The organism is Edaphobacter sp., from assembly GCF_035763405.1.
GTDB lineage: Bacteria > Acidobacteriota > Terriglobia > Terriglobales > Acidobacteriaceae > Edaphobacter.
In genome coordinates this window covers 1-18726 of the sequence record NZ_DASUBE010000162.1, presented here as the reverse complement: position 1 = coordinate 18726, position 18726 = coordinate 1, and the positions used below count along the sequence as shown (strand labels likewise).

General features: G+C 61.5%; 16 protein-coding genes and 1 tRNA gene. 6 read left to right on the top strand and 11 right to left on the bottom strand.

Features of this window, described 5'->3' with window-relative positions; all coding sequences use genetic code 11:
* The 3 genes from VFU66_RS15180 to VFU66_RS15170 form a co-directional block, all read right to left on the bottom strand.
* Positions 1–1779 (bottom strand): penicillin-binding protein 1A (locus VFU66_RS15180; RefSeq protein WP_326447112.1); only part of this gene is annotated, 1779 nt, incomplete at its 3' end.
* A 283-nt stretch (positions 1780–2062) separates the two neighbouring features.
* The gene (locus VFU66_RS15175; RefSeq protein WP_326447111.1) at positions 2063–3253 is read right to left on the bottom strand and encodes a S41 family peptidase; all 1191 of its coding nucleotides are present in this window, start codon (positions 3251–3253) and stop codon (positions 2063–2065) included.
* A gap of 108 nt (positions 3254–3361) precedes the next feature.
* A tRNA-Met gene (locus tag VFU66_RS15170) sits at positions 3362–3438 on the bottom strand.
* Positions 3439–3703: 265 nt separating this feature from the next.
* Between VFU66_RS15170 and kdsB the strand changes: the two genes are divergently transcribed.
* Both kdsB and VFU66_RS15160 read left to right on the top strand, forming a co-directional pair.
* Complete coding sequence (kdsB, locus tag VFU66_RS15165; protein WP_326447110.1) at positions 3704–4444, top strand: 3-deoxy-manno-octulosonate cytidylyltransferase; 741 nt, start codon at positions 3704–3706, stop codon at positions 4442–4444.
* 109 nt (positions 4445–4553) lie between these two features.
* A complete protein-coding gene (locus VFU66_RS15160; RefSeq protein ID WP_326447109.1) occupies positions 4554–6824 on the top strand; it encodes an endo-alpha-N-acetylgalactosaminidase family protein in 2271 nt (756 codons plus the stop codon).
* A gap of 228 nt (positions 6825–7052) precedes the next feature.
* Here the strand turns inward: VFU66_RS15160 and VFU66_RS15155 are convergent, their stop codons facing one another.
* On the bottom strand, positions 7053–7472 hold the full coding sequence (locus tag VFU66_RS15155) for a hypothetical protein (RefSeq protein WP_326447108.1): 420 nt from the start codon (positions 7470–7472) through the stop codon (positions 7053–7055).
* Positions 7473–7579: 107 nt separating this feature from the next.
* Between VFU66_RS15155 and VFU66_RS15150 the strand changes: the two genes are divergently transcribed.
* The 4 genes from VFU66_RS15150 to VFU66_RS15135 all read left to right on the top strand — a co-directional run bounded on the left by VFU66_RS15150 (position 7580) and on the right by VFU66_RS15135 (position 12117).
* A complete protein-coding gene (locus VFU66_RS15150) occupies positions 7580–8779 on the top strand; it encodes a pyridoxal phosphate-dependent aminotransferase (protein ID WP_326447107.1) in 1200 nt (399 codons plus the stop codon).
* Between the two features lie 69 nt (positions 8780–8848).
* Positions 8849–9997 carry a mannose-1-phosphate guanylyltransferase gene (locus tag VFU66_RS15145; RefSeq protein ID WP_326447106.1) on the top strand — a complete coding sequence of 383 codons (1149 nt, stop codon included), beginning with the start codon at positions 8849–8851 and terminating at the stop codon, positions 9995–9997.
* Between the two features lie 15 nt (positions 9998–10012).
* The gene (locus VFU66_RS15140; RefSeq protein ID WP_326447105.1) at positions 10013–11455 is read left to right on the top strand and encodes a phosphoglucomutase/phosphomannomutase family protein; all 1443 of its coding nucleotides are present in this window, start codon (positions 10013–10015) and stop codon (positions 11453–11455) included.
* A complete protein-coding gene (locus VFU66_RS15135) occupies positions 11452–12117 on the top strand; it encodes an HAD-IA family hydrolase (RefSeq protein ID WP_326447104.1) in 666 nt (221 codons plus the stop codon). The genes VFU66_RS15140 and VFU66_RS15135 overlap by 4 nt, the downstream gene beginning before the upstream one ends.
* Positions 12118–12192: 75 nt before the next feature.
* On the opposite strand, the gene VFU66_RS15130 is transcribed toward VFU66_RS15135, so the two are convergent.
* The 7 genes from VFU66_RS15130 to VFU66_RS15100 form a co-directional block, all read right to left on the bottom strand.
* Positions 12193–12708 (bottom strand): hypothetical protein, encoded by a 516-nt coding sequence (locus VFU66_RS15130; RefSeq protein WP_326447103.1) that lies wholly within the window; start codon positions 12706–12708, stop codon positions 12193–12195.
* Positions 12705–13277 carry an RNA polymerase sigma factor gene (locus VFU66_RS15125; RefSeq protein WP_326447102.1) on the bottom strand — a complete coding sequence of 191 codons (573 nt, stop codon included), beginning with the start codon at positions 13275–13277 and terminating at the stop codon, positions 12705–12707. The genes VFU66_RS15130 and VFU66_RS15125 overlap by 4 nt, the downstream gene beginning before the upstream one ends.
* Before the next feature lie 37 nt (positions 13278–13314).
* Entirely contained in the window at positions 13315–14172 is an 858-nt protein-coding gene (locus tag VFU66_RS15120) for a hypothetical protein (protein ID WP_326447101.1), read from the bottom strand.
* A gap of 642 nt (positions 14173–14814) precedes the next feature.
* Positions 14815–15783, bottom strand: a complete 969-nt coding sequence (locus VFU66_RS15115) for a polysaccharide deacetylase family protein (RefSeq protein WP_326447100.1) — start codon at positions 15781–15783, stop codon at positions 14815–14817.
* Positions 15784–15969: 186 nt separating this feature from the next.
* The gene (locus VFU66_RS15110; RefSeq protein WP_326447099.1) at positions 15970–17496 is read right to left on the bottom strand and encodes a nitrilase-related carbon-nitrogen hydrolase; all 1527 of its coding nucleotides are present in this window, start codon (positions 17494–17496) and stop codon (positions 15970–15972) included.
* On the bottom strand, positions 17480–18061 hold the full coding sequence (locus VFU66_RS15105; protein ID WP_326447098.1) for a TetR/AcrR family transcriptional regulator: 582 nt from the start codon (positions 18059–18061) through the stop codon (positions 17480–17482). Before VFU66_RS15105 ends, VFU66_RS15110 begins: the two co-directional genes overlap by 17 nt.
* A 175-nt stretch (positions 18062–18236) precedes the next feature.
* Entirely contained in the window at positions 18237–18422 is a 186-nt protein-coding gene (locus VFU66_RS15100; protein WP_326447097.1) for a hypothetical protein, read from the bottom strand.
* Positions 18423–18726: the final 304 nt, after the last annotated feature.

Sequence of the window (18726 nt, the reverse complement as noted above, 5' to 3'; positions counted from 1 at the left end):
CGAGATGTCCGCCGCGCCAATCGCCACCGGAAGAAACGGCGGCAGGTCGCTCGTAATCCCGAACCGTCGCGCCGTCTCGATCACCCTGCGGATGCCATACCGGTAGGCCAGCTTCAGCGCCGGAATGTTTCTCGACTCGGCAAACGCATTCGTCAGCGTCATCGCCCCCCTGTAGTCGCCCTCATAGTTATGCGGCGTATAAGGTCCGCCCGGCGTCGGAAACGTGACCGGCCCATCCACGATGATGTCCGTCGGCTGTGCCCCAGCCTCGAATGCCGTCGTATACACATACGGCTTGAACGACGAGCCCACCTGCCGCTGGGCCTGCGTCGCGCGGTTGAACTGCGACAGCGCAAAGTCGCGCCCGCCCACCATCGCCAGCACCTCGCCGCTCGCGTTGTCCACCGCCATCAACGCAGCCTGCGCGCCCGAGTCCTGCTGCAACGAACACTTCAACGTGCCATCCGGCAGCACGTCCTCCACCTTCACATACACAACATCGCCCAGGCGCAAAAAGCTGTCACCGTCCACATTCCCGGTCCACTTCCAGTCCACCGGAGTCAGTACCGCCTGCTGCCTGCCCAACTTCACCACCACGCGCTTCGCCGCAACCTCCGTCACCAGTCCGTGGACATAATTCCCCTTGCCAATCGTCTGCGCCCAATCCGGATGCCGATACGTCGCCGGGTCCAGCCCCTCCAGCACGATGTTCTCCAGTTTGCCCTGCCACCCGCGCCGACGCTCATACGCGGCCGTGCCATCAAGCACCGCCTGGTTGGCAACCATCTGCAAATTCAGATCGAGCGTCGTATACACCCGCAGCCCAGCGCCATGCACCTCTTCGACGCCGTACTCCTTCTCAAGTTGCCGCCTCACCTCTTCCACAAAGTACGGCGCAACGCTGTTCGGCGGGGGCTCGATGTGCAACCCCAGCGGCGCAGCCTTCGCCGCATCCGCCTGCGCCCGCGTAATCTTCCCGTCTTCGAGCATCTCGCTCAGCACCAGATTCCGCCGCCTCATCGCGCGTTCAGGAAACCGCACCGGCGAGTAGTACTCCGGACCCTTCGGCAGCGCGGCCAGCAGAGCAGCTTCAGGCAACGTCAAGCTCTTCGCCGGCTTGCTGAAGTAATACTCCGAACCCGCCTCAAACCCATACGTCCCGCGCCCCAGATAGATCTGGTTCGCATACATCGTAAAGATCTGTTCTTTCGTAAACCGCCGCTCAATCTGCATGGTCAGCAGGACCTCCTGCAGTTTGCGGCTGTATGTCTTCTCCGACGAAAGAAACAGGTTCCGCGCCAGTTGCATCGTAATCGTCGAAGCGCCCTGCGCCCGCTGGTCCGAGTGCAAATCCCGATATGCCGCGCCCACCGCGCGCACCAGGTTTACGCCCCAGTTGCTCTCAAAGCTCTTGTCCTCAATCGAGATGATCGCCTCGCGCAGCACCGGCGGAAACGCCGAATAAGGCTCCACCACCCGCCGCTCCAGCGCGAACGACCCAAACACCTTGCCGTGAATGTCCTCCAGCTCCGTCGTCGTGCTCGGACGATACCGCGCCAGATCATCCATCTGCGGCAGGTCAACCGAGTACACCAGCACCAGCCCGCACAGCGCGCCAAAGACAGCCGAAAGCCCCAACAGCACAAAGAACGTAATCCGTCGCGCAATCCGACGGTTCGGATAGTCCGGCCCATTCACGAGCCTGCGAACAAGCTGCCTCCATCGCGGCTCGCCCTTGGCCTCCGGAGACTTGTCTTCGCGGGTGTAGATGCTCAGCACAACATCTTCACGATAGCATGCACGATTGCGCGGTCATTGCATGCTTTTCAGCACGTCAAACAGCAGTCGAAAGGAGCCCCTTCACGACGCCACAAAGCCACGTCATCTCGCCAGAGGCAACGCCTTTTGCCGCATCACCAAACCACGTCATCTCGACCGAAGGCGGCGCTTTTTGCCGCCGCAGTGGAGAGACCCCCGTATTTCTCTCTCGCTCACAAAAGCTTCACGTGTCGCCACCCGTACACGCAGACAGCACCCAACCATATCCATCGGGGAAAAGTCCCTACGAATTCTTGCCCTTCAGAATATCCAACGCCTTATTGAGCTGGTCATCCACCGAGACACCCGGCTTCGTCGCATTGTCCGAATCGTCCGGACTCGACGCCACCAGCACCTCAGGTGTCACCGCGTCATCCTGTAGCTTCTTCCCCGAAGGCGTCTCATACTTCGCCACCGTTAGAATCAGCGCCGCGCCATCCGGCATCTCGAATGTCTTCTGCTGCGCACCTTCGCCGAAGGTCCGCTCGCCCACCAGCTCCGCGCGATTGTTGTCCAACAGAGCGCCGGCCACCAACTCACCCGGCCCCGACGTGCCGCGATTCACCAGCACCACCATCGGCGCCGTGGCATTGATCGCCTTCGACGAGTCAGCGGTAAAGGTCTGCTTCGACACCGTCTGTCCTTCCAGCATCGCAATCGTGCCCGACTTCAGGAAGAAGTTCGCCAGTCGCGTCGCGTCCGGCATATCGCCCGCAGCCACATCGCGCAGGTCCAACAGGATCTTTTTGTTCCCCGCCCGCTGCATTCCCTTCAGCTTCGCTTCCACCTGCTGCACGTGATCGTGGTCCAGAATCACCGGTTTGATATAGAGGATCGACGAATTCTCATACATCGTCTCCGAGACCGCTGGCTCCTCCACCATCGTGCGCGTCATCGAAATCTTGTCCGGCACCGCGCTCTGCGGCCGCACCACGGCAACAGTCAACTGGCTCCCCGCATCGCCCTCAAGCATGAGCCGAAGCATCGCCAGCGAAATATTCCGCGTGTCCTTCCCATCAATCGCTTCCAGAATGTCGCCGTCGTTCAGGTTCGCCTTGTCCGCCGGGCTTCCCGGCACCACCGACACCACCGTCGCATAGCCATACCGCTTGGAAACATGGATCCCTACCTGCGCCCTGCCGCCCTTGTCGGCCTTGAACGTCTTATAGTCCGCCGGCGACAGATAGCTCGAGTCCGCATCCAGCGACTCCAGCAGCCCGCGCAACGCGCCATTCGTTACTGCCGTCATGTCCGGCTCGGTCACGTAGTCAGTCTGGATATGCCGCAGCACTTCGCTGTACACATTGATCTGCCGATACGCCCCGTCCTGCGCCTCAGTCGCCGCATTCACTCCAGGCGAGTTCACACCCAGAAACACTGTCAGCACCAGCACCACCGACACGGCAAGCAGCAGAATCTTTGAAAATTTAGGCATCGTTCAGACCAGTCTCCACGGGTATCCTGCAACAGCAGTTAGACGTACCCCGCTAGTCAAATGATACTCTCGTACCAGAATTGCGCCACCCCGCGCCGGATACCACTTTGGTGGCGGTGAGTGGAATCGAACCACTGACCTACGGGTTATGAGTCCGTCGCTCTAACCATCTGAGCTACACCGCCGATGTGTGTATTTCCAGTGCCTGCAAGGAAGGCAGTCATCAGCAAAGGACGACCGTTACGGCACCCACAACCTCAATCATACTCGATTCCACGCAGAGCGAAAAGCCTCCCGCACGAAGCTGTATAGGAGGCTCGAAGATGGTGCGTGGAGCAATGACGATGGGTCATTCTGGGCGCAGCCAGGAACCCCCGCATTTTGCCCATAGCCGCACTGGCCTTCGCCTGGAAAACTCATTACAACTCCTGAAAGACCCTCAAAAAGCAAATGCCTGATCTAAACCCCACCGTCCTCGGCGTCATCCCCGCCCGCCTCGCCTCCACGCGCCTCCCGCGCAAGGTCCTCCGCGAGATCGCCGGCCGACCCATGCTCGCCTGGGTCTACGAAGCCGCAAAAAAATGTCCGCAGCTTAATCAAGTCCTCATCGCCACCGACTCCGAAGAGGTCGCCGCACTCTGCCGCCAGAATCGCTGGCCCTGCCAGCTCACCTCGCCCGACCTTCCCAGCGGCACGGACCGCCTCCACGCCGTCGCCCAACTCATCCACGCCGACATCTACGTCAACATCCAGGGCGACGAACCCCTCCTCCGCCCCGAACATCTCACCTCACTCCTCAAGCCCTTCAGCGACCGCCACATCGAAGTCACCACGCTCAAGGTCGCCTGCACGCCCGAAAACATCGCCAACCCGAACGCCGTCAAAGTCGTCACCACATCCGAAGGCCGCGCGCTCTACTTCTCCCGCGCCACCATCCCCTACGACCGCGACGCACGTCCCGAAGAAACACCCAGGTACTGGAAGCACCTCGGCCTCTACGCCTACCGCAAGTCCGCGCTCGAACGCTTCCCCACCCTGCCGCACCGCACGCTCGAACACGCCGAGCGCCTCGAACAACTGCGCTTCCTCGAAAACGGCATCCACATCCATGTCGAACCCACCCCACACGACACCATCGGCGTCGATACGGAATCCGACCTCCACCGCGTTGAGCAGCTACTCCGCGCCTGACCTTCGCCAGCTTTACCCCTGAAAAATTTATTTCGCCCATAGAAAATTTCCTTGGCAAGGCTCCGCCCCCTCGCGTATAAACACGGGGAGCAAAAGGAGCGGGTGAATCATGCAGGGTATCGACCGTAGAAAGTTCGTCAAATTCAGCGGAGCAGGATTGCTCGGATTCTCCGCCTCGCCGCGCTGGAAGTATCTCTTCAGCAGCCCTGGCCTCGGCGAGCGCACCGCGCCCCAGAACCCTGTCATCCTCCGTTCCGCAAAGCTCGAAGTCACGCTCGACCGCAAAGACGCGCTGCCCTGGCGCTATCGCATCCTCGAAAGCGGACTCAACGTGCGCGGCGAAGACCTCGGCGGCGGCCTCACGGCCATCGTCTGCGCACTCCAGCCCTGGGAGTTCCGCCCCATCAACGTCACCATCGAATCCGCGAAAGCCACCACGACCCAGGCCGATTTTGCGTGCCACGCATCATGGGACGGAAAACCCGCCGTCACCTTCACCCTGCGCTACGCCGTCGAAGGAGCCACCGTCTTCCTCACCATGGAAGACATCACCGAGCACGAAGGCTACCAGCTCATCCAGGCCGAGCTTCCCCGCCTCGCCACCGTCGGTGCGGACGAAGAAGGCGCATGGCTCGCCCACGGGGAAGACGGCGGCAGCGTCGCCATCCTCAGCCAGGCCAAAGCAGGCCATCTCGCCCCCAACCGCTTCTGGGGAGACGCTCTCGCCACGCTCCCCATCGTCATGGTCGGCACCAGCCGCGCCGCCTGCATCCTCGAAACCAGCGCCTACATGGACGGCACCGGCCTCGCCGTCTGGGAGAACCAGAGTCGCCGCGGCGCAACGCTCGGCACCATCCAGACCCACCGCGTCAACGGCAGCCTCTCCTACGACATGAACGAAGGCCCCGGCACGCCGCGCATCTCCGGCAACCGCAACACGCCCAACCTGCTCATCGAACAGAAGTCCGCCTGCCGTCTCGACTTCATCACCAGCCCCGAGAGCAGCCGCGCCGTCAACTGGCTCGACGCCGCCAAGCTCGTCCGCCAGCGGATGCCCGCCATCCCCAGCAGCTACTACCACGACAAGTTCATGCACAACACCCTCTGCGACCTTCCCCGGCCGCACCTGCCCGTCTGCACCTTCGAGCAGCTCGAGGACCGCGTCAGCCAGCTCGCCGCCATGATCGACAACGCCCCGCAGGTCGTCCACATGTGGGGCTGGCAGTTCCGCGGCAAGGACACCGGCTATCCCTCCGTCGCCCAGGTCGACGCCCGTCTCGGCACCTACGACGACCTCATCCGGCTCAAGCAGAACTGCGAAAAGTACAACGCCCTCGTCACCTTCTCCGACAACTACGACGACGCCTACAAGAGCAGTCCCGCCTGGAGCGACAGCATCATCGCCCGCCGCCCCGACGGCCAGCTCTGGTTCAGCCGCAACTGGACAGGCGAGTCCTCCTACGTCCTCGGCATGGCCAAGTACATGGAGGGCCCCGGCGCCGACCGCGTCCACTTCACCTGCAACCACTACAAGCTCAAGGACACCACCCACGTCGATGTCCTCACCTACTTCTCCATTCGTAACGACTGGGCCCCCGAGCATCCCGCCAGCGGCATCAAAAATCTCCACGCCCGCTACAAGGTGCTCGATCTCTTCAAGCAGCACGGCGTCGATGTCACCTCCGAGTTCATCCGCTACGCCTTCATCGGCAAGGTCAGCTTCTTCCAGAACGGCATGTCCGGAGGCCCATGCCCCTTCGGCGGAGAACCCATCCCGCTCCAGTCCGCCATCTACCGCAAGAGCGCCATCTGGGGACAGCAGGGCCGCCCGCTCGACGCCATCGACCGCGTCCTCACCATGCTCTTCTACAACGGCTACAGCTACGTGCAGGGCTCCGAAGACCCGCCGTTCAACGCACCCATCCCCCAGTTGGCCGAGGTCTTCTACCTCTCGCACGTCCCCTGGTTCAAGCTCCACCAGCTCCACATCGAGAGCTTCCACCGCGAAGGCGACCGCGCCACCCTCGAACTCGAAGGCGGCTCCGTCGTCGAAGTCAACCACAAGACGCGCGAATACTCCGTGCATCTCGAAGGCGTCGAAGTCGCACGAGACGGCAACACCTTCTGCCCGCTCGACGACGAGCGTATCGCCCTCTACTCGCTCCGCGGAGGCCCACTCCGCGCCAAACTCCCCGCAGGCTGGGACGGCGCGAAGGTCGCCGCCATCTCCCTCGCTGTCTACGAACCCGACCGCCACGAGCTACCCGTCAAAGTCGCAGACGGCTACGCCACCGTAGAAGTCCCCGGCCGCCGCCCCGTCATCCTCTACCGCGACGGCGCAAAAGCAAAACAACGCCTGCTCAGCGCAGCTTTCGTCTGATCAAAGCAGACCAGCCCTTTTGCATTTCCATTCCGCACCCTGAGCGAAGTCGAAGGGGAAGGAATCTGCTTCTTTCCCAACCAGCACCAACGCCCGGGTGCCCCACCTTCGCGACGGCCTCATCCCCGCTAAGGTGGGTCTTCACCACCACTCTTCAGATACCCATCCACGTGCATGAAGGCGCGCCAGGATGGAGCACCCGACGCCTTCTTTTCGCAAAAAGATGGCTCAACCGTACAAAGTGCGAAGGCTCTGCGCGTAGGCGTAGACGCCCCATGGAGTGTCGCTGATGACAAAGCCAATCGCGCCCCGCACACTGAGGACAGCCAGGCCTCCGACCCCTGAATCGAGGCAGAATTTAACATGGCTCGCGCAGTTGGCGGCGGGAACACTGTACAACATGGTCTTCTGCGCCAGCGTTACCGCCTTTTTGACGGCGGTCTCATCGAGTTTCGACAAGCGAACGATGTGAGGCGTGCCGTACTCGGCAAGGTCCTGAGCGTAGTTCTGATCAACGCCTGTACCGGCGAGTTTGGCAAGTTGGGTGGCTGGAAAGCGGCTGAGGTACATGGGCCCGGGCGGGTTGCCCCCATCGACTTTGAGCGAGAGGTGTCCGGGGAACCCTGTCCATAGATAGACTTCGACCATGGCTTACCTCCGGTCTTACGGATTGTTAGCCCGAGATAATAGCGCAGACAGGTCACTGCGTGCAGGGCGCTCTTTATCTTGCTGGACAAATCTGCCAAACTAGAGGGATGAGCGCAACAGCAACAGCTACCAAGGTATTTGCGGACAGGATTGGCCGCATTGAAGTTTCAGCCACGATGGCCATCACGGCGGCGGCGTTGAAGCTGAAGTCCGAGGGCGTGGATCTCGCGGACTTTGGCGCAGGCGAGCCGCACTTTGCCACGCCTCGTCATATTAAGGACGCAGCGATTGAGGCCATCGAGAAGAACTTCACGCGCTACACGAACGTCGCCGGCATCCCCGAGGTGCGCAAGGCGGTTGTGGACCGCCATGCGTGCGACTTCGGATCGAACTACACGCCGGACGAGTGCGTGTTTACGACCGGCGGCAAACTGGCGCTGTTCAACGCAATTCAGGTGCTCGTGGACCACGGCGACGAGGTAATTCTGCCGGTGCCGTACTGGGTCTCGTTCAAGGACATCATTCAGTACGCGGGCGGCAAAGTGGTCTACGTCGAGAGCGACGAGCGCGAGAACTTCCGCGTGACCGCGAAGATGATTGAGGCCGCGATTACGCCGCGGACGAAGGCAATCATTTTGAACTCGCCCTCGAACCCTTCGGGCGCGGTGGTTGCGCCGGAGGACCTGGAAGCAATCGTTCGGCTGGCACATAAGAACGGCATCTACGTGCTGCTCGATGAGTGCTACGTCTACCTGAACTTTACGGGGAACCCGGTCAGCGGCGGCTCGTTCACGGACTGCAAAGAGCATGTAGTGGTGCTGGGGTCGTTGTCCAAGACCTACGCAATGACCGGCTGGCGCGCAGGCTATGCGCTCGGGCCGAAGCCGATTATCGCGGCGATGAGCAAGTTGCAGTCGCAGAGCACCTCGAACACGGCGAGCATGGTGCAGCGGGCGTCGATTGCGGCGATGAGCGGGTCGCAGGAGTGCGTGGCCGAGTTCCGCGCCGACTACATCAAGCTCCGCGACCAGGTGCTGGCCGGGTTCAAGACGATTCCGGGCCTGACATGCACGGTGCCGGAGGGCGCGTTTTATGTGTATCCGAACGTAAGCGCGTTTATCGGCAAGGGCGGTGTGAAGTCAGCCTCGGACCTGGCAGCAAAGCTGCTGAGCGAGGCGCATGTCGTCGTGGTGCCGGGCGAGGCGTTTGGCACCACGGAGCACATCCGGCTCTCGTATGCGGTCTCGAGCAATGTCGTTGATGAAGGCGTCAAGCGGATGCGGGAATACTTTGCGAAGCTGGGCTAGAGGTTGATTCTAGGGACAGGCCGCAGACCGGGTCACTCCGGCGCGGTCTTTTCCTTTGTATGGAGTCGTATGGCGATCGAAGGCGGTAAGCCGGGGCCGCGGTTTGCTCCAGTGATTCTTGCAGGCGGAAGTGGGACGCGGTTCTGGCCGAGAAGCCGGAAGGCGCGCGCCAAGCAGGTGCTGGCGCTCGATGGCGACCGCACGATGATTCAGCAGACGCTCGACAGGCTGCTGCCGGTGGCGAAGGCCGACGACGTCTGGGTGATTACAAATGACCTGCTGGTTGATCTAATTGCCGAACAACTGCCTGCGGTTCCGCGCGCTCAGATCTTGAGTGAGCCTGCGGCCAGGAACACGGCTCCCGCCTGTGCCCTGGCGGCGTTTCTGCTGGAGAAGTCCGCGCCCGAGACGGTGATCGGAATCTTTCCTTCGGACCATGTGGTCAAGAATACGGCGCGGTTTGCGGAGGTGATTCGCGCGGGGATCACCGTGGCTGCGAGCGGCGACAAAGTAGTCGTGCTGGGTGTTCCGCCGACGCGCGCCGAAACGGGCTACGGCTATATCGAACTCGGTGCGGTTGTAGCCGGCGATGGTGGGATTGCCGCGCGGCGTGTGAGGCGGTTTACCGAGAAGCCTGACAAGAAACGCGCCGAAGAGTTCGTGGCCTCGGGCAACTATGCGTGGAACGGCGGGATCTTTCTGTGGAGTGCGCGGACGCTGGCCGGGGCGATTCGTGAGTTTTGTCCTGCGATGGCTCCGGTGCTGGAGCGAATTGCCGCCGCATACGCGACGCCTGATTTTGCGCGCGTGTTCGCCGAGGAGTACCCAAAGTGCGAGTCGATCAGCATTGACTATGCGGTGCTGGAGCGGCGCTCCGCCAAAGGCGAGTTGGCTGCGGAGATTTATTGCCTGCCGGGAGATTTTGGCTGGAACGACCTGGGCTGCTGGGACGCGCTGCACGAGTACGAGGCCGATTGCGGCTGCGAAGACCCGGCGGTGGCGAATGTCTTTGAGGGCGCCGATGCTTCACACGTGGTGATTGATTCCTGCGGGAACTACGTGTATGCGCCGGGACAGGCAGTGGCGCTGGTCGGCGTCAAAAATCTTGTGGTGGTGCAGACAAAGGACGCTCTGCTGATTACGACGCGGGAACGGTCGCAGGACGTAGGCAAGGTAGTCGCCGAGTTGAAGAAGGCCGGGCGTGAAGATTTAATTTAGAGGCTGATGCGGAGCATGGCAGAGACGAAGACGGTCGTAAAGTTCGGGACGGACGGATGGCGCGGGATTATCGCGGATGACTTTACCTACGCGAACGTGCGCGTCGCCGCGTCGGCGATTGCCAACTATGTGCTAAAGCACGAGGACGCATCTGCGGGCATCTGCATTGCCTATGACACGCGGTTTGGCTCGCGGTCGTTTGCGAAAGTGGTTGCCGAGGTCGTGGCGGGCGCGGGGATTCCGGTCGCGCTGGCTCGGGAGATTACCCCTACTCCTGCGCTCTCCTATGCGGTGCGCGAGCGCAAGGCCGCGGGCGGCGTGATGATTACGTCAAGCCACAATCCGGCGGAGTGGAACGGCGTGAAGTACAAGGCGAGCTACGGCGGTTCGGGCAAGCCCTCCATCATGACGGCGATTGAAAGCTATCTCGGCAAGCCTTTGCCGAAGAGCGCCAGGCCTGCCGCGATTGCTGAAGTGGACTTCAACACCGGCTACATCGCAGCGATCGAGAAATTCGTCGATCTCGACGCGATTCGCGCTTCAGGCTACAGGTTTTTGATTGACGACATGTACGGTGCTGGTCGTGGAGTGATTGCAGGCATCTTTGCGCGCGCGGGCATTCCGTTTGTCGAGATTCGCAGCGAGATCAACCCGGCGTTTCCCGGAATCAATCCCGAGCCGATCCTGCCGCACATCAAGGCAGCGCAGGAGGCTGTCGTTGCCAATAAGTGCGATGCGGGCTTGATTACCGATGGCGACGCCGACCGCATCGGCGCAGTGGATGAGCATGGCAACGTAGTGGACGCGCACAAGATTCTGAGCCTGCTGATGTGGTGGCTGCTCGAACGGAAGAAGTGGCCGGGCGACGTGACCCGCGCCTTCAACACAACGAAGATGGTGGACCGCATTGCGGCGAAATACGGGCGCAAGCTGCATGAACACGGCATCGGCTTCAAGTATGTCGTCGAGCTGATGCTGGCACAGGAGATTCTGATTGGCGGCGAGGAGTCGGGCGGCATCGGCATCAGCCGCCACCTGCCGGAGCGCGATGGAATGCTAAACGCGCTGCTGATTGCCAACGTGATGGCTGATGAGAAGAAAACGCTGGGTCAACTGGTGGCCGCGCTGCAACAGGAGTTCGGCGAGCATCAGTACGGACGCATCGACATGCACATCAACGACGATCTGAAGCAAGCGGCGATTGCACGCGCGAAAGCCGGCCCAAAAGAGATCGCCGGCATGCGGGTACTGCGGATGGAGACGATGGACGGGATCAAGTTCTTCCTCGACAATCCCGATTGCGCCGGCAAAAAGAACGCTGCGGAGACATGGCTGCTCCTCCGGGCATCGGGAACGGAGCCGCTGCTGCGGGTGTATTCCGAGAGCTGTTCGACGGAGTCGGTGGCGCGTGTGCTCGCGGCCGCCGAGAGATTTGTATTGCAAGGGAGTGCTGTTTGACGGAACTGGTTGCGGTTGAGACGAAGGGCATCTTGTTCGATATGGATGGAGTGCTGATCAGCTCCATCGGTTCGGTGGTGCGGTGCTGGAAGCGGTGGGCAAAGATATACGGCATTCCCGACGCAGAAAATTACGAAGTGCCGCACGGAATGCGTGCGATTGAGATTGTGAAGTCGCTCAGGCCCGACATCGATCCGGTCGAGGGTCTCCGCGTGATTGAAGACATGGAGATCGAAGACACGGCAGACCTGAAAGTTCTGCCGGGAGTGAAGGCGTTGCTCGAAAGCCTGCCGCCGGAGCGATGGGCGATTGTCACCTCAGCAACAAAGCGGCTGATGCTGGGACGGCTCGCCGTGGCGGGGCTGCCTGTGCCTTCGCGGATTATCAGCGGAGATATGGTGGAGCGGGGCAAGCCTGACCCGGAGCCTTACCGGCGTGGTGCGGCCTTGCTGGGCGCAAGGCCCGAGGAGTGCATTGTGATCGAGGATGCTCCGTCAGGCGTTGGCGCGGGCATCGCCGCGGGATGCCGCGTGCTCGGTGTGCTGGGGACGCATTCAAGGGAAGAGTTGCACGCGGCAGATTGGGTCGCGGATTCGCTCGAAGGTTTGGCGGTGAAGGCGAATGGTGATGGCCTGGAGTTGCGGTTCGCTGCTTTGGGGTGATCTGGGTTTGTGCCTTCCCATCCATAGGCAACGAAGCCGCTCATGGATGGCGCACACCAAACACTTCTCTGAACCTCATTGCCTGTCCGTCGCCAGATACAACACCACCCCGCTCAACAGCACAAGCGCAGCACCCCCTGCAACCGAAAGCCCAATCCCCCAGCCCGACACCGCCGATGCAAACGACTGCAGCGCATCGACGTAAGATCCTGACGGCGCAAAACCCTCAAACCATGCAAGCCAGCCAAACCCTTGCGTCGCCTGAAACACGGCGAACCCCACCCCAAGCAACATCGTGACTGCCAACGCAAAAATCTGCGCCCCCACAATCGGCTTGTTGATGCGCTCGACAGCCGCGTTCTGGCGCCGCAGTTGCGCCCGCCACCACAGCACACCGGCTGCCTGAAACGGTCGCCGGGGCAACGCCGCTTCCTGCACCGCACGAAACGTCCGCGTCACCAGCACAAAATCGCTGCATCCACGGCAGCCAGCCACATGCGCGCGCAACTCGGCACTCGACGCATCCGGCCAGTGCCCCAGCCGCAGCAGCTCCGCAATCTCTTTCTCCCGCGCACACTGGTGAAACGTCATGGCGCACTCCGCTCCGCTACCGGCTGTTCGCGCAGCAGGCCGGCCATCTTCCGCCGCGCGCGAAACAACAGCAACCGGATACTCGCGCTGCCAAGCCCGGTCATCTCGGCGATCTCGCGGTGCGAATATCCTTCCGCATGTGCCAGCCAAAGTATTTGCCGGTCGCGCGGACGCATCTGGATCAGCGCCGGTCCCAGCATCGCCTGCGCATCCATCCGGGCCTGCCCATCGCTCGACGAGAAAAGCTCCTCCGGAAGCTCATCGATCGAGGTCGTCCCGGGCCGCCGCCAATGGTCCCGCAGCAGATTCGTCGCAATCCGAAACAGGTACTTCCGATGTGCCACCTCGCCCGACTCCGGCAGCGTCACCGAAAGCAGGCGCACATAGCTCTCCTGCATCAGGTCATCCGCCAGCGCCGCATCGCCCGAGACCCGCGCCAGATAAGCCCACAGCGAGCGCGATGATCGCTCATAAAATTGGGCGAACGCATCACTGTCCATCGGCGCTTCAGCTACCCGCGCCAGATCGACTGCCCCAACGCTCGGGATTGCGGAGTCCCACGGCATCATGCGGATTCTCCCTTGAACGGCCTCGGCTGCGTCTCACTCATTGTCTCCCTTCCTGGTCGAAGGGCAAAGCCCGCGTTTCAATCGCCTTCTCCGGCATCAACCCCAGCCGCCCGGCCAGCACCCACGTCACTGCCGCCGAAAGAATAAAACCAATCCCCGGCATCAGAATCGCCGTCCCCAGCACCAGCAGCGGAATCTCCAGATCCGCCTCCGCGTGGCGCAGGAAGAGGAACCCAATCCCCAGCAGAGTCAGCACAATTCCAATCTGTAGCGGAGTCAAAATTCTCGCCACTCCGCCCGGCATCTTCTGCGTCTGCTCAAACTCCACCGGAATCGGCGCAGCCTCCAGAAACCGCTTGCCCGCATCCGTATTCATATACGTCAGCAGCTCCTGGTTCGATCCGAACCGGTCAATCAGCTTGTTGTGAACATCCGTCTGCAGCTTGAAGATCCGCGTCCAGCGCCGGTTCTCCAGAAACAGATGAATCAACCAGATCAAGGCACACAGAATGGATAGAAAGACAATAAAGGGGCCAAGTTCGTGCAGAAACATCTGCGCCGGGATACTGTCAGAATTCCTCGCAAACTCAGGCCAAACCGCCCGCTCCAGTGCCTGGTCAGGCCCGCCTCTCCACCGTGTCCGCGTGAACAGGTAGAAATCCGGATTGCGCACAATCTCCGGATGTCCCGCAAGAAACTGCGCAAGCTGCGGATTGTTGCGGCTCACATACTCCTGATTCGCCAGCAGAGAAGGGTCGCGCGCCACGACCGTCGTCAGCGTCGGGCTCATCCTCAGCAGCCGAATCAGCTCCTTCTGCGTCTCCCCAAAGTCCTGATCATTCGCCGCCGGAGCCGTCGTGGCCCCCGTCCTCGGCTTCGGTTGAGCCACTGCCAAACCAGCCAACAATCCAGCAGAAAGTACTGCTGTCAAAAACATCCCTAAAACACCATGGCGTCGATTGCGCATGTTCTCCCCTTACCCAAAGCAGCCTGAAGCCGTTCTGCACAATCAACGAATGACCGCAGCCCTCGGTTAACGAGCCCTCAAAACGAGGCCATTCCACCCCTTGTTGTCATTCCACCCTTTGTTGCCATTCCACCCCTTGTTGTCATTCCACTCTTTGTTGTCATTCCATTTTTGTTGTCATTCCCGAAGGGAATCTGCGTTTCGCAAGTGCCCCATTCATGCGCAGCCTCATGCACATGGACGGAAATCGACAACCGCTTTCGTATTGTCATTCTGAGCGCAGCAGTCTGCCCTGAGCGAAGTCGAATGGGAAGAATCCCCGTATTTTGCCTGCCGCGGCACGGAATCCTGCCGAACGCCATCCATGCGCAGCCTCACGCACATGGGCGGGAATCGACAACCGCTTTCGTATTGTCATTCTGAGCGCAGCGAAGAATCCCCGCATTTTGCTTGCCGCGGCACGGAATCCTGCCGAACGCCCATCCATGCGCAGCCTCATGCACATGGACGGAAATCGACCCACTCCGCCAGCCAGCTTCCCTAGCTGCACCATCCACCCTGGAGCCCCCCTCAAGGCAGCGTCTTCGTCGCCGCCAGCGCCTTGTACTTCTCCTGCACCCACTCATCGATCTCGGGCTTCACCCCCGCCGCCTCCGGCCGCCCGCGCTCCACCGCCCAGTGATCTATCGATGTCAGCCCCACATCCGACACATACGTATCCGTCGAACCATAAGCCTGGTCCTCCAGCGCCTCGTCCAGCGAGATGAACGTATAGCCCCGCTTCCTCAACAGCGCAATCAACTCCGGCAGATGTTCCGCCTCCAGCCACGTATCATGCGCCAGCAACACCTCCGCCGGCTCATGCCCAAACAGCGCCCGCGACTTCTTCTCGTAGTAATCGAACATCGCCGCGCTGTGATCGAGCCAGCTCGCCACCACCCGCTGCTCCAGAGCCGTGTCCTTCCTGCTGCGCGCGTCACCGTACACCTGCGCAAAGTACCAGTCCCACGCATCCAGCGTCACCGGAGCAATCCTGTACCCGCGCTGCGCCAGAAACTCCTCCGCCTTGCGCATCGTCATCAGGTCCGGTCCCATATCCAGATACGGATAGCGAAAGTACTTCAGCGTCTTATGGTGCTCATCGAGCAGCATCCGCGTCACCGTCTCACCGCGCTCGACATCCAGCTCCCACTCCGCCAGCGGCATATGGTTCAACGAAGCATGGCTGAAGCTATGGTTCCCCAGGTCGAACCCAGCCGCGGGCCACAGATCCAGCGCATGAATCCGCTCATCCACCTCGCCGAAGTGATACAGCCTCTGCTCATTCACAAACCCAATCGCCGGAATCTTCGCCGCGCTCAGGTCCCCCACCAACTCCGTATTCATCGCCACAATATCCGCCGCATTCATCGTGGCCGAATTCGTCCCCGGCAGATCGTCAAACGTAATCGCCACCCGACGCGCTGCCTGCTGCCCAACCGCCGCACCACACATCCAGACACCCATCGCGCACACAACCGCCGCACGAAGCCCGCTCATTCGCCTCATCCCATTCACTCCTCAAAGGACCCCCAGCAGCATACAGCCCTCTCGCCCACCGCGAAAACGCCCATGACCCGTCTCACGCGCCAACCAATCTAGCTTTCCGTTTGTCATTCTGAGCGCAGCAGTCTGCCCTGAGCGAAGTCGAATGGGAAGAATCCCCGCATTTTGTTCTTCGCTCCCTTAACCCGCAAGCCGCCTGCGCACCCGATCCAGTTCCACCAGCACCCACACCACCAACACCACCGCAACCACCACAAACCAATCCCCCGCCACCAGAAAAAACGTCCGATGATGCGCCGCCGACACCTCTGCCATCAGCGTCGCAAACGGAGCCGCATCGCTCCGCGTCTCCGCAACGATGCGTCCTCTGCTGTCGCTCACCGTCAGGTAGCCGAACTTCGCCGCCCGCGCAATGCTGAAGCCGCTCTCCACCCCGCGCATCACCGCGATATGCCCATGCCACGTCCGGTCCATGTCAAAGTCCCACGCCGGAACCAGCATCAACCCCACGCCCGCCAGCCCGTCCTTACGCGAGAGCCCCGTGAAGTCCATGTCCTTGCAAATCCCAATACCCCATCGCGCGGCATTCTTCTTCAGCACCGTCAACGTCGTCCCCGGCGTCAGGTACGACTCAAACGGCGGCAGCATATGGTGCTTGTCATACGTCCTCACCGCAGACTTCGGCTCATACACCCGCGCCTCGTTGTACTTCGCGCTCGCCGTGTCGCGCTCCACGCCCGCAACGATCGTCGCACCGGTCCGGTCGGCCAGCGGCTGAAAGATCGCGTCAATCTTCCCCGCGTCAACCTCCGGCATCACGCCCAGCTTCTCCGGTATGACAACAACCTGCGCCCCATCGGCCACAAGCCTCTCCGCCACCGCCGCATAGTCGTTGAGCAGCCGCTCCGTATCCTCCACTCGTCCCGTGGGACGCGCGTTGCCCGGAGCGTCCGAAGCAATCAACCCCACCCGCACCATCTCCCCCGCGGGCCGCGCCAGCCGCACCGCGCCAAAGAGCAGCACCGCCGCAATCAGGCCCAGCACCCCGCCAACAATCCACGCAGCCTGCCGCATCGCGCTCGTCCGCAACGCAAACCCCGCAGCCAGCGCCGACGGAAACAGCAGCAGCACAAAGCTCATCCCCCACGGACCTGTGATCGAAGCAAGCTGCAGAAACGGCAGAAAGTGCAGTTGCGTATAAGCCAGGCTCCCCGCCGTCCCATGCGGCAACGCGATGTTCCGCACGTACTCAAAACCGACCATCAACGCCGGCAGCGACACCACCCCAGCCCATGCCCTGCCGCGCAGCACCAACGCGCGAAACAGCAGCACGCCCGCCATAAACACCACCGAGGCCGTCCCATAAAGCCCAAACCACAACAGCACCGGCAGCCCCATCGCCCTGAAGTAGTGCCACATGCTGAAGCTGCCCAGCAACATCCCCAGAAACGACACCACAGCCGCCGCCCGCCACCCGCTGCGCACCGCAATCACCATCACCGGCAGCGGCGCGAACCACATCAGCGGCCACCACGGGTCCAGCCCATCGCCAAACCACACCATCGCCGCCATCAGAACAACCGCCGCAACCGCAAACACCACTAACCGAAACGACGAACCTCGGTGCCCCATCTTCGGCGCGGCATCATCGCGCCGAAGGTGGGACTTCAGGTGGGGCCATCGCCCGGAGCTAACTGCGTATGCCATCGACATATCTCCTCAAAGCCCGCTGATAAAACGCGCGAAACTCCTCAGCCGAAAAGCTCATGCGTCCGCCGAGATACAGCAGAATCAACCCCTGAATGAGCGCCCCCACCTCAAACGTGATCTCCCACGCATCTCCAGGCCGAAAGTACCCGCTCTCCATGCCCTCGCAGATCACCGCCGCCGCCGGGTTCGCCGTCGGCGAAAGCCCTGCCCTGAAGTCCTCCGGATACCGCCGCGCCCCCGGCCTCGGCTTCAGAAACATCAGCTCAAACAGGCGAGGATGCTCCAGAGCATGATCCAGATACACATCCCCCAACTGCCCCAGCCGCTCGTCGACGCCGCCCGAAACCGTCGCGCCATTCAGCCGCGCCGCCAGCTCCTCGAATCCCTCATCCGCCAGCGCATTCAGCAACCCTTCGCGGTCCTTGTAGTGCCGATAGAGAGCCATCGGCGTAATCCCCACCGCCTTGGCGACCCGCCGCATCGTCACCGCATCCGCCCCCTCCGCATCCAGCAACCGGCGGGCAGCTCGGGCAATCTTCAGAGCGGTGGCACTCTCAGTCATGTATACAGCGTATACCATCGATCACAAAAAGTCTACACCGTATACCAAATTCTCTTTCCTCACGTCATCCCATCTTTTTGTTGTTATTCCCGAACCGAATCTGCGCCCATTCCGCCCCCATTTGTTTGTCACTCCCGAAGGGAATCTGCGTCCCGCACAGACACCCTCGACAGCCTCACCGCTCCTCAACCTCATCCCCGCAGCAGGTGTCCCCCATCCGCGTCCAGGCCTCTGCCGAATCGATCGCCGGGCCACACCCTCCTGCCGACGCCCACACCTGCTCATCCAACTTCGTCGTGTCACACGATTCCGTCTCGACCTTCTCACCCTGCCCCAAATCCACACTCGGCTCCGGCATCATCCATTCCCCCTCTTCCTTATGATCTCGCACTCGACGTCCGGAAACCACTCCCTCACCCTTGACAAAAACCCCCACAAAGCAGCCCTCCTCTTGTTTGTCCTTCCCGAAGAGGCCTGCGTTTCGAAGGAGGGTAGTCCGAACCTAAGTCCAATGTTCAAAGGACTTTGAGTACTTAATAGGGGGAGGGGGGGTACCACCTAAACCCGGCTCGGAACCTTCGCCTTCAGCCGCTCCACCACCAGCGGAGGCACCAGCGCCGATACATCCCCGCCCAACTGAAACACCCCCTTCACCAGCCGCGAGC

Coding starts and splice junctions, on each gene's coding strand:
- VFU66_RS15175 (WP_326447111.1), bottom strand. CDS start 3,253: ATGCCTAAATTTTCAAAGATTCTGCTGCTTGCCGTGTCGGTGGTGCTG.
- kdsB (WP_326447110.1), top strand. CDS start 3,704: ATGCCTGATCTAAACCCCACCGTCCTCGGCGTCATCCCCGCCCGCCTC.
- VFU66_RS15160 (WP_326447109.1), top strand. CDS start 4,554: ATGCAGGGTATCGACCGTAGAAAGTTCGTCAAATTCAGCGGAGCAGGA.
- VFU66_RS15155 (WP_326447108.1), bottom strand. CDS start 7,472: ATGGTCGAAGTCTATCTATGGACAGGGTTCCCCGGACACCTCTCGCTC.
- VFU66_RS15150 (WP_326447107.1), top strand. CDS start 7,580: ATGAGCGCAACAGCAACAGCTACCAAGGTATTTGCGGACAGGATTGGC.
- VFU66_RS15145 (WP_326447106.1), top strand. CDS start 8,849: ATGGCGATCGAAGGCGGTAAGCCGGGGCCGCGGTTTGCTCCAGTGATT.
- VFU66_RS15140 (WP_326447105.1), top strand. CDS start 10,013: ATGGCAGAGACGAAGACGGTCGTAAAGTTCGGGACGGACGGATGGCGC.
- VFU66_RS15130 (WP_326447103.1), bottom strand. CDS start 12,708: ATGACGTTTCACCAGTGTGCGCGGGAGAAAGAGATTGCGGAGCTGCTG.
- VFU66_RS15125 (WP_326447102.1), bottom strand. CDS start 13,277: ATGATGCCGTGGGACTCCGCAATCCCGAGCGTTGGGGCAGTCGATCTG.
- VFU66_RS15115 (WP_326447100.1), bottom strand. CDS start 15,783: ATGAGCGGGCTTCGTGCGGCGGTTGTGTGCGCGATGGGTGTCTGGATG.
- VFU66_RS15110 (WP_326447099.1), bottom strand. CDS start 17,496: ATGGCATACGCAGTTAGCTCCGGGCGATGGCCCCACCTGAAGTCCCAC.
- VFU66_RS15105 (WP_326447098.1), bottom strand. CDS start 18,061: ATGACTGAGAGTGCCACCGCTCTGAAGATTGCCCGAGCTGCCCGCCGG.
- VFU66_RS15100 (WP_326447097.1), bottom strand. CDS start 18,422: ATGATGCCGGAGCCGAGTGTGGATTTGGGGCAGGGTGAGAAGGTCGAG.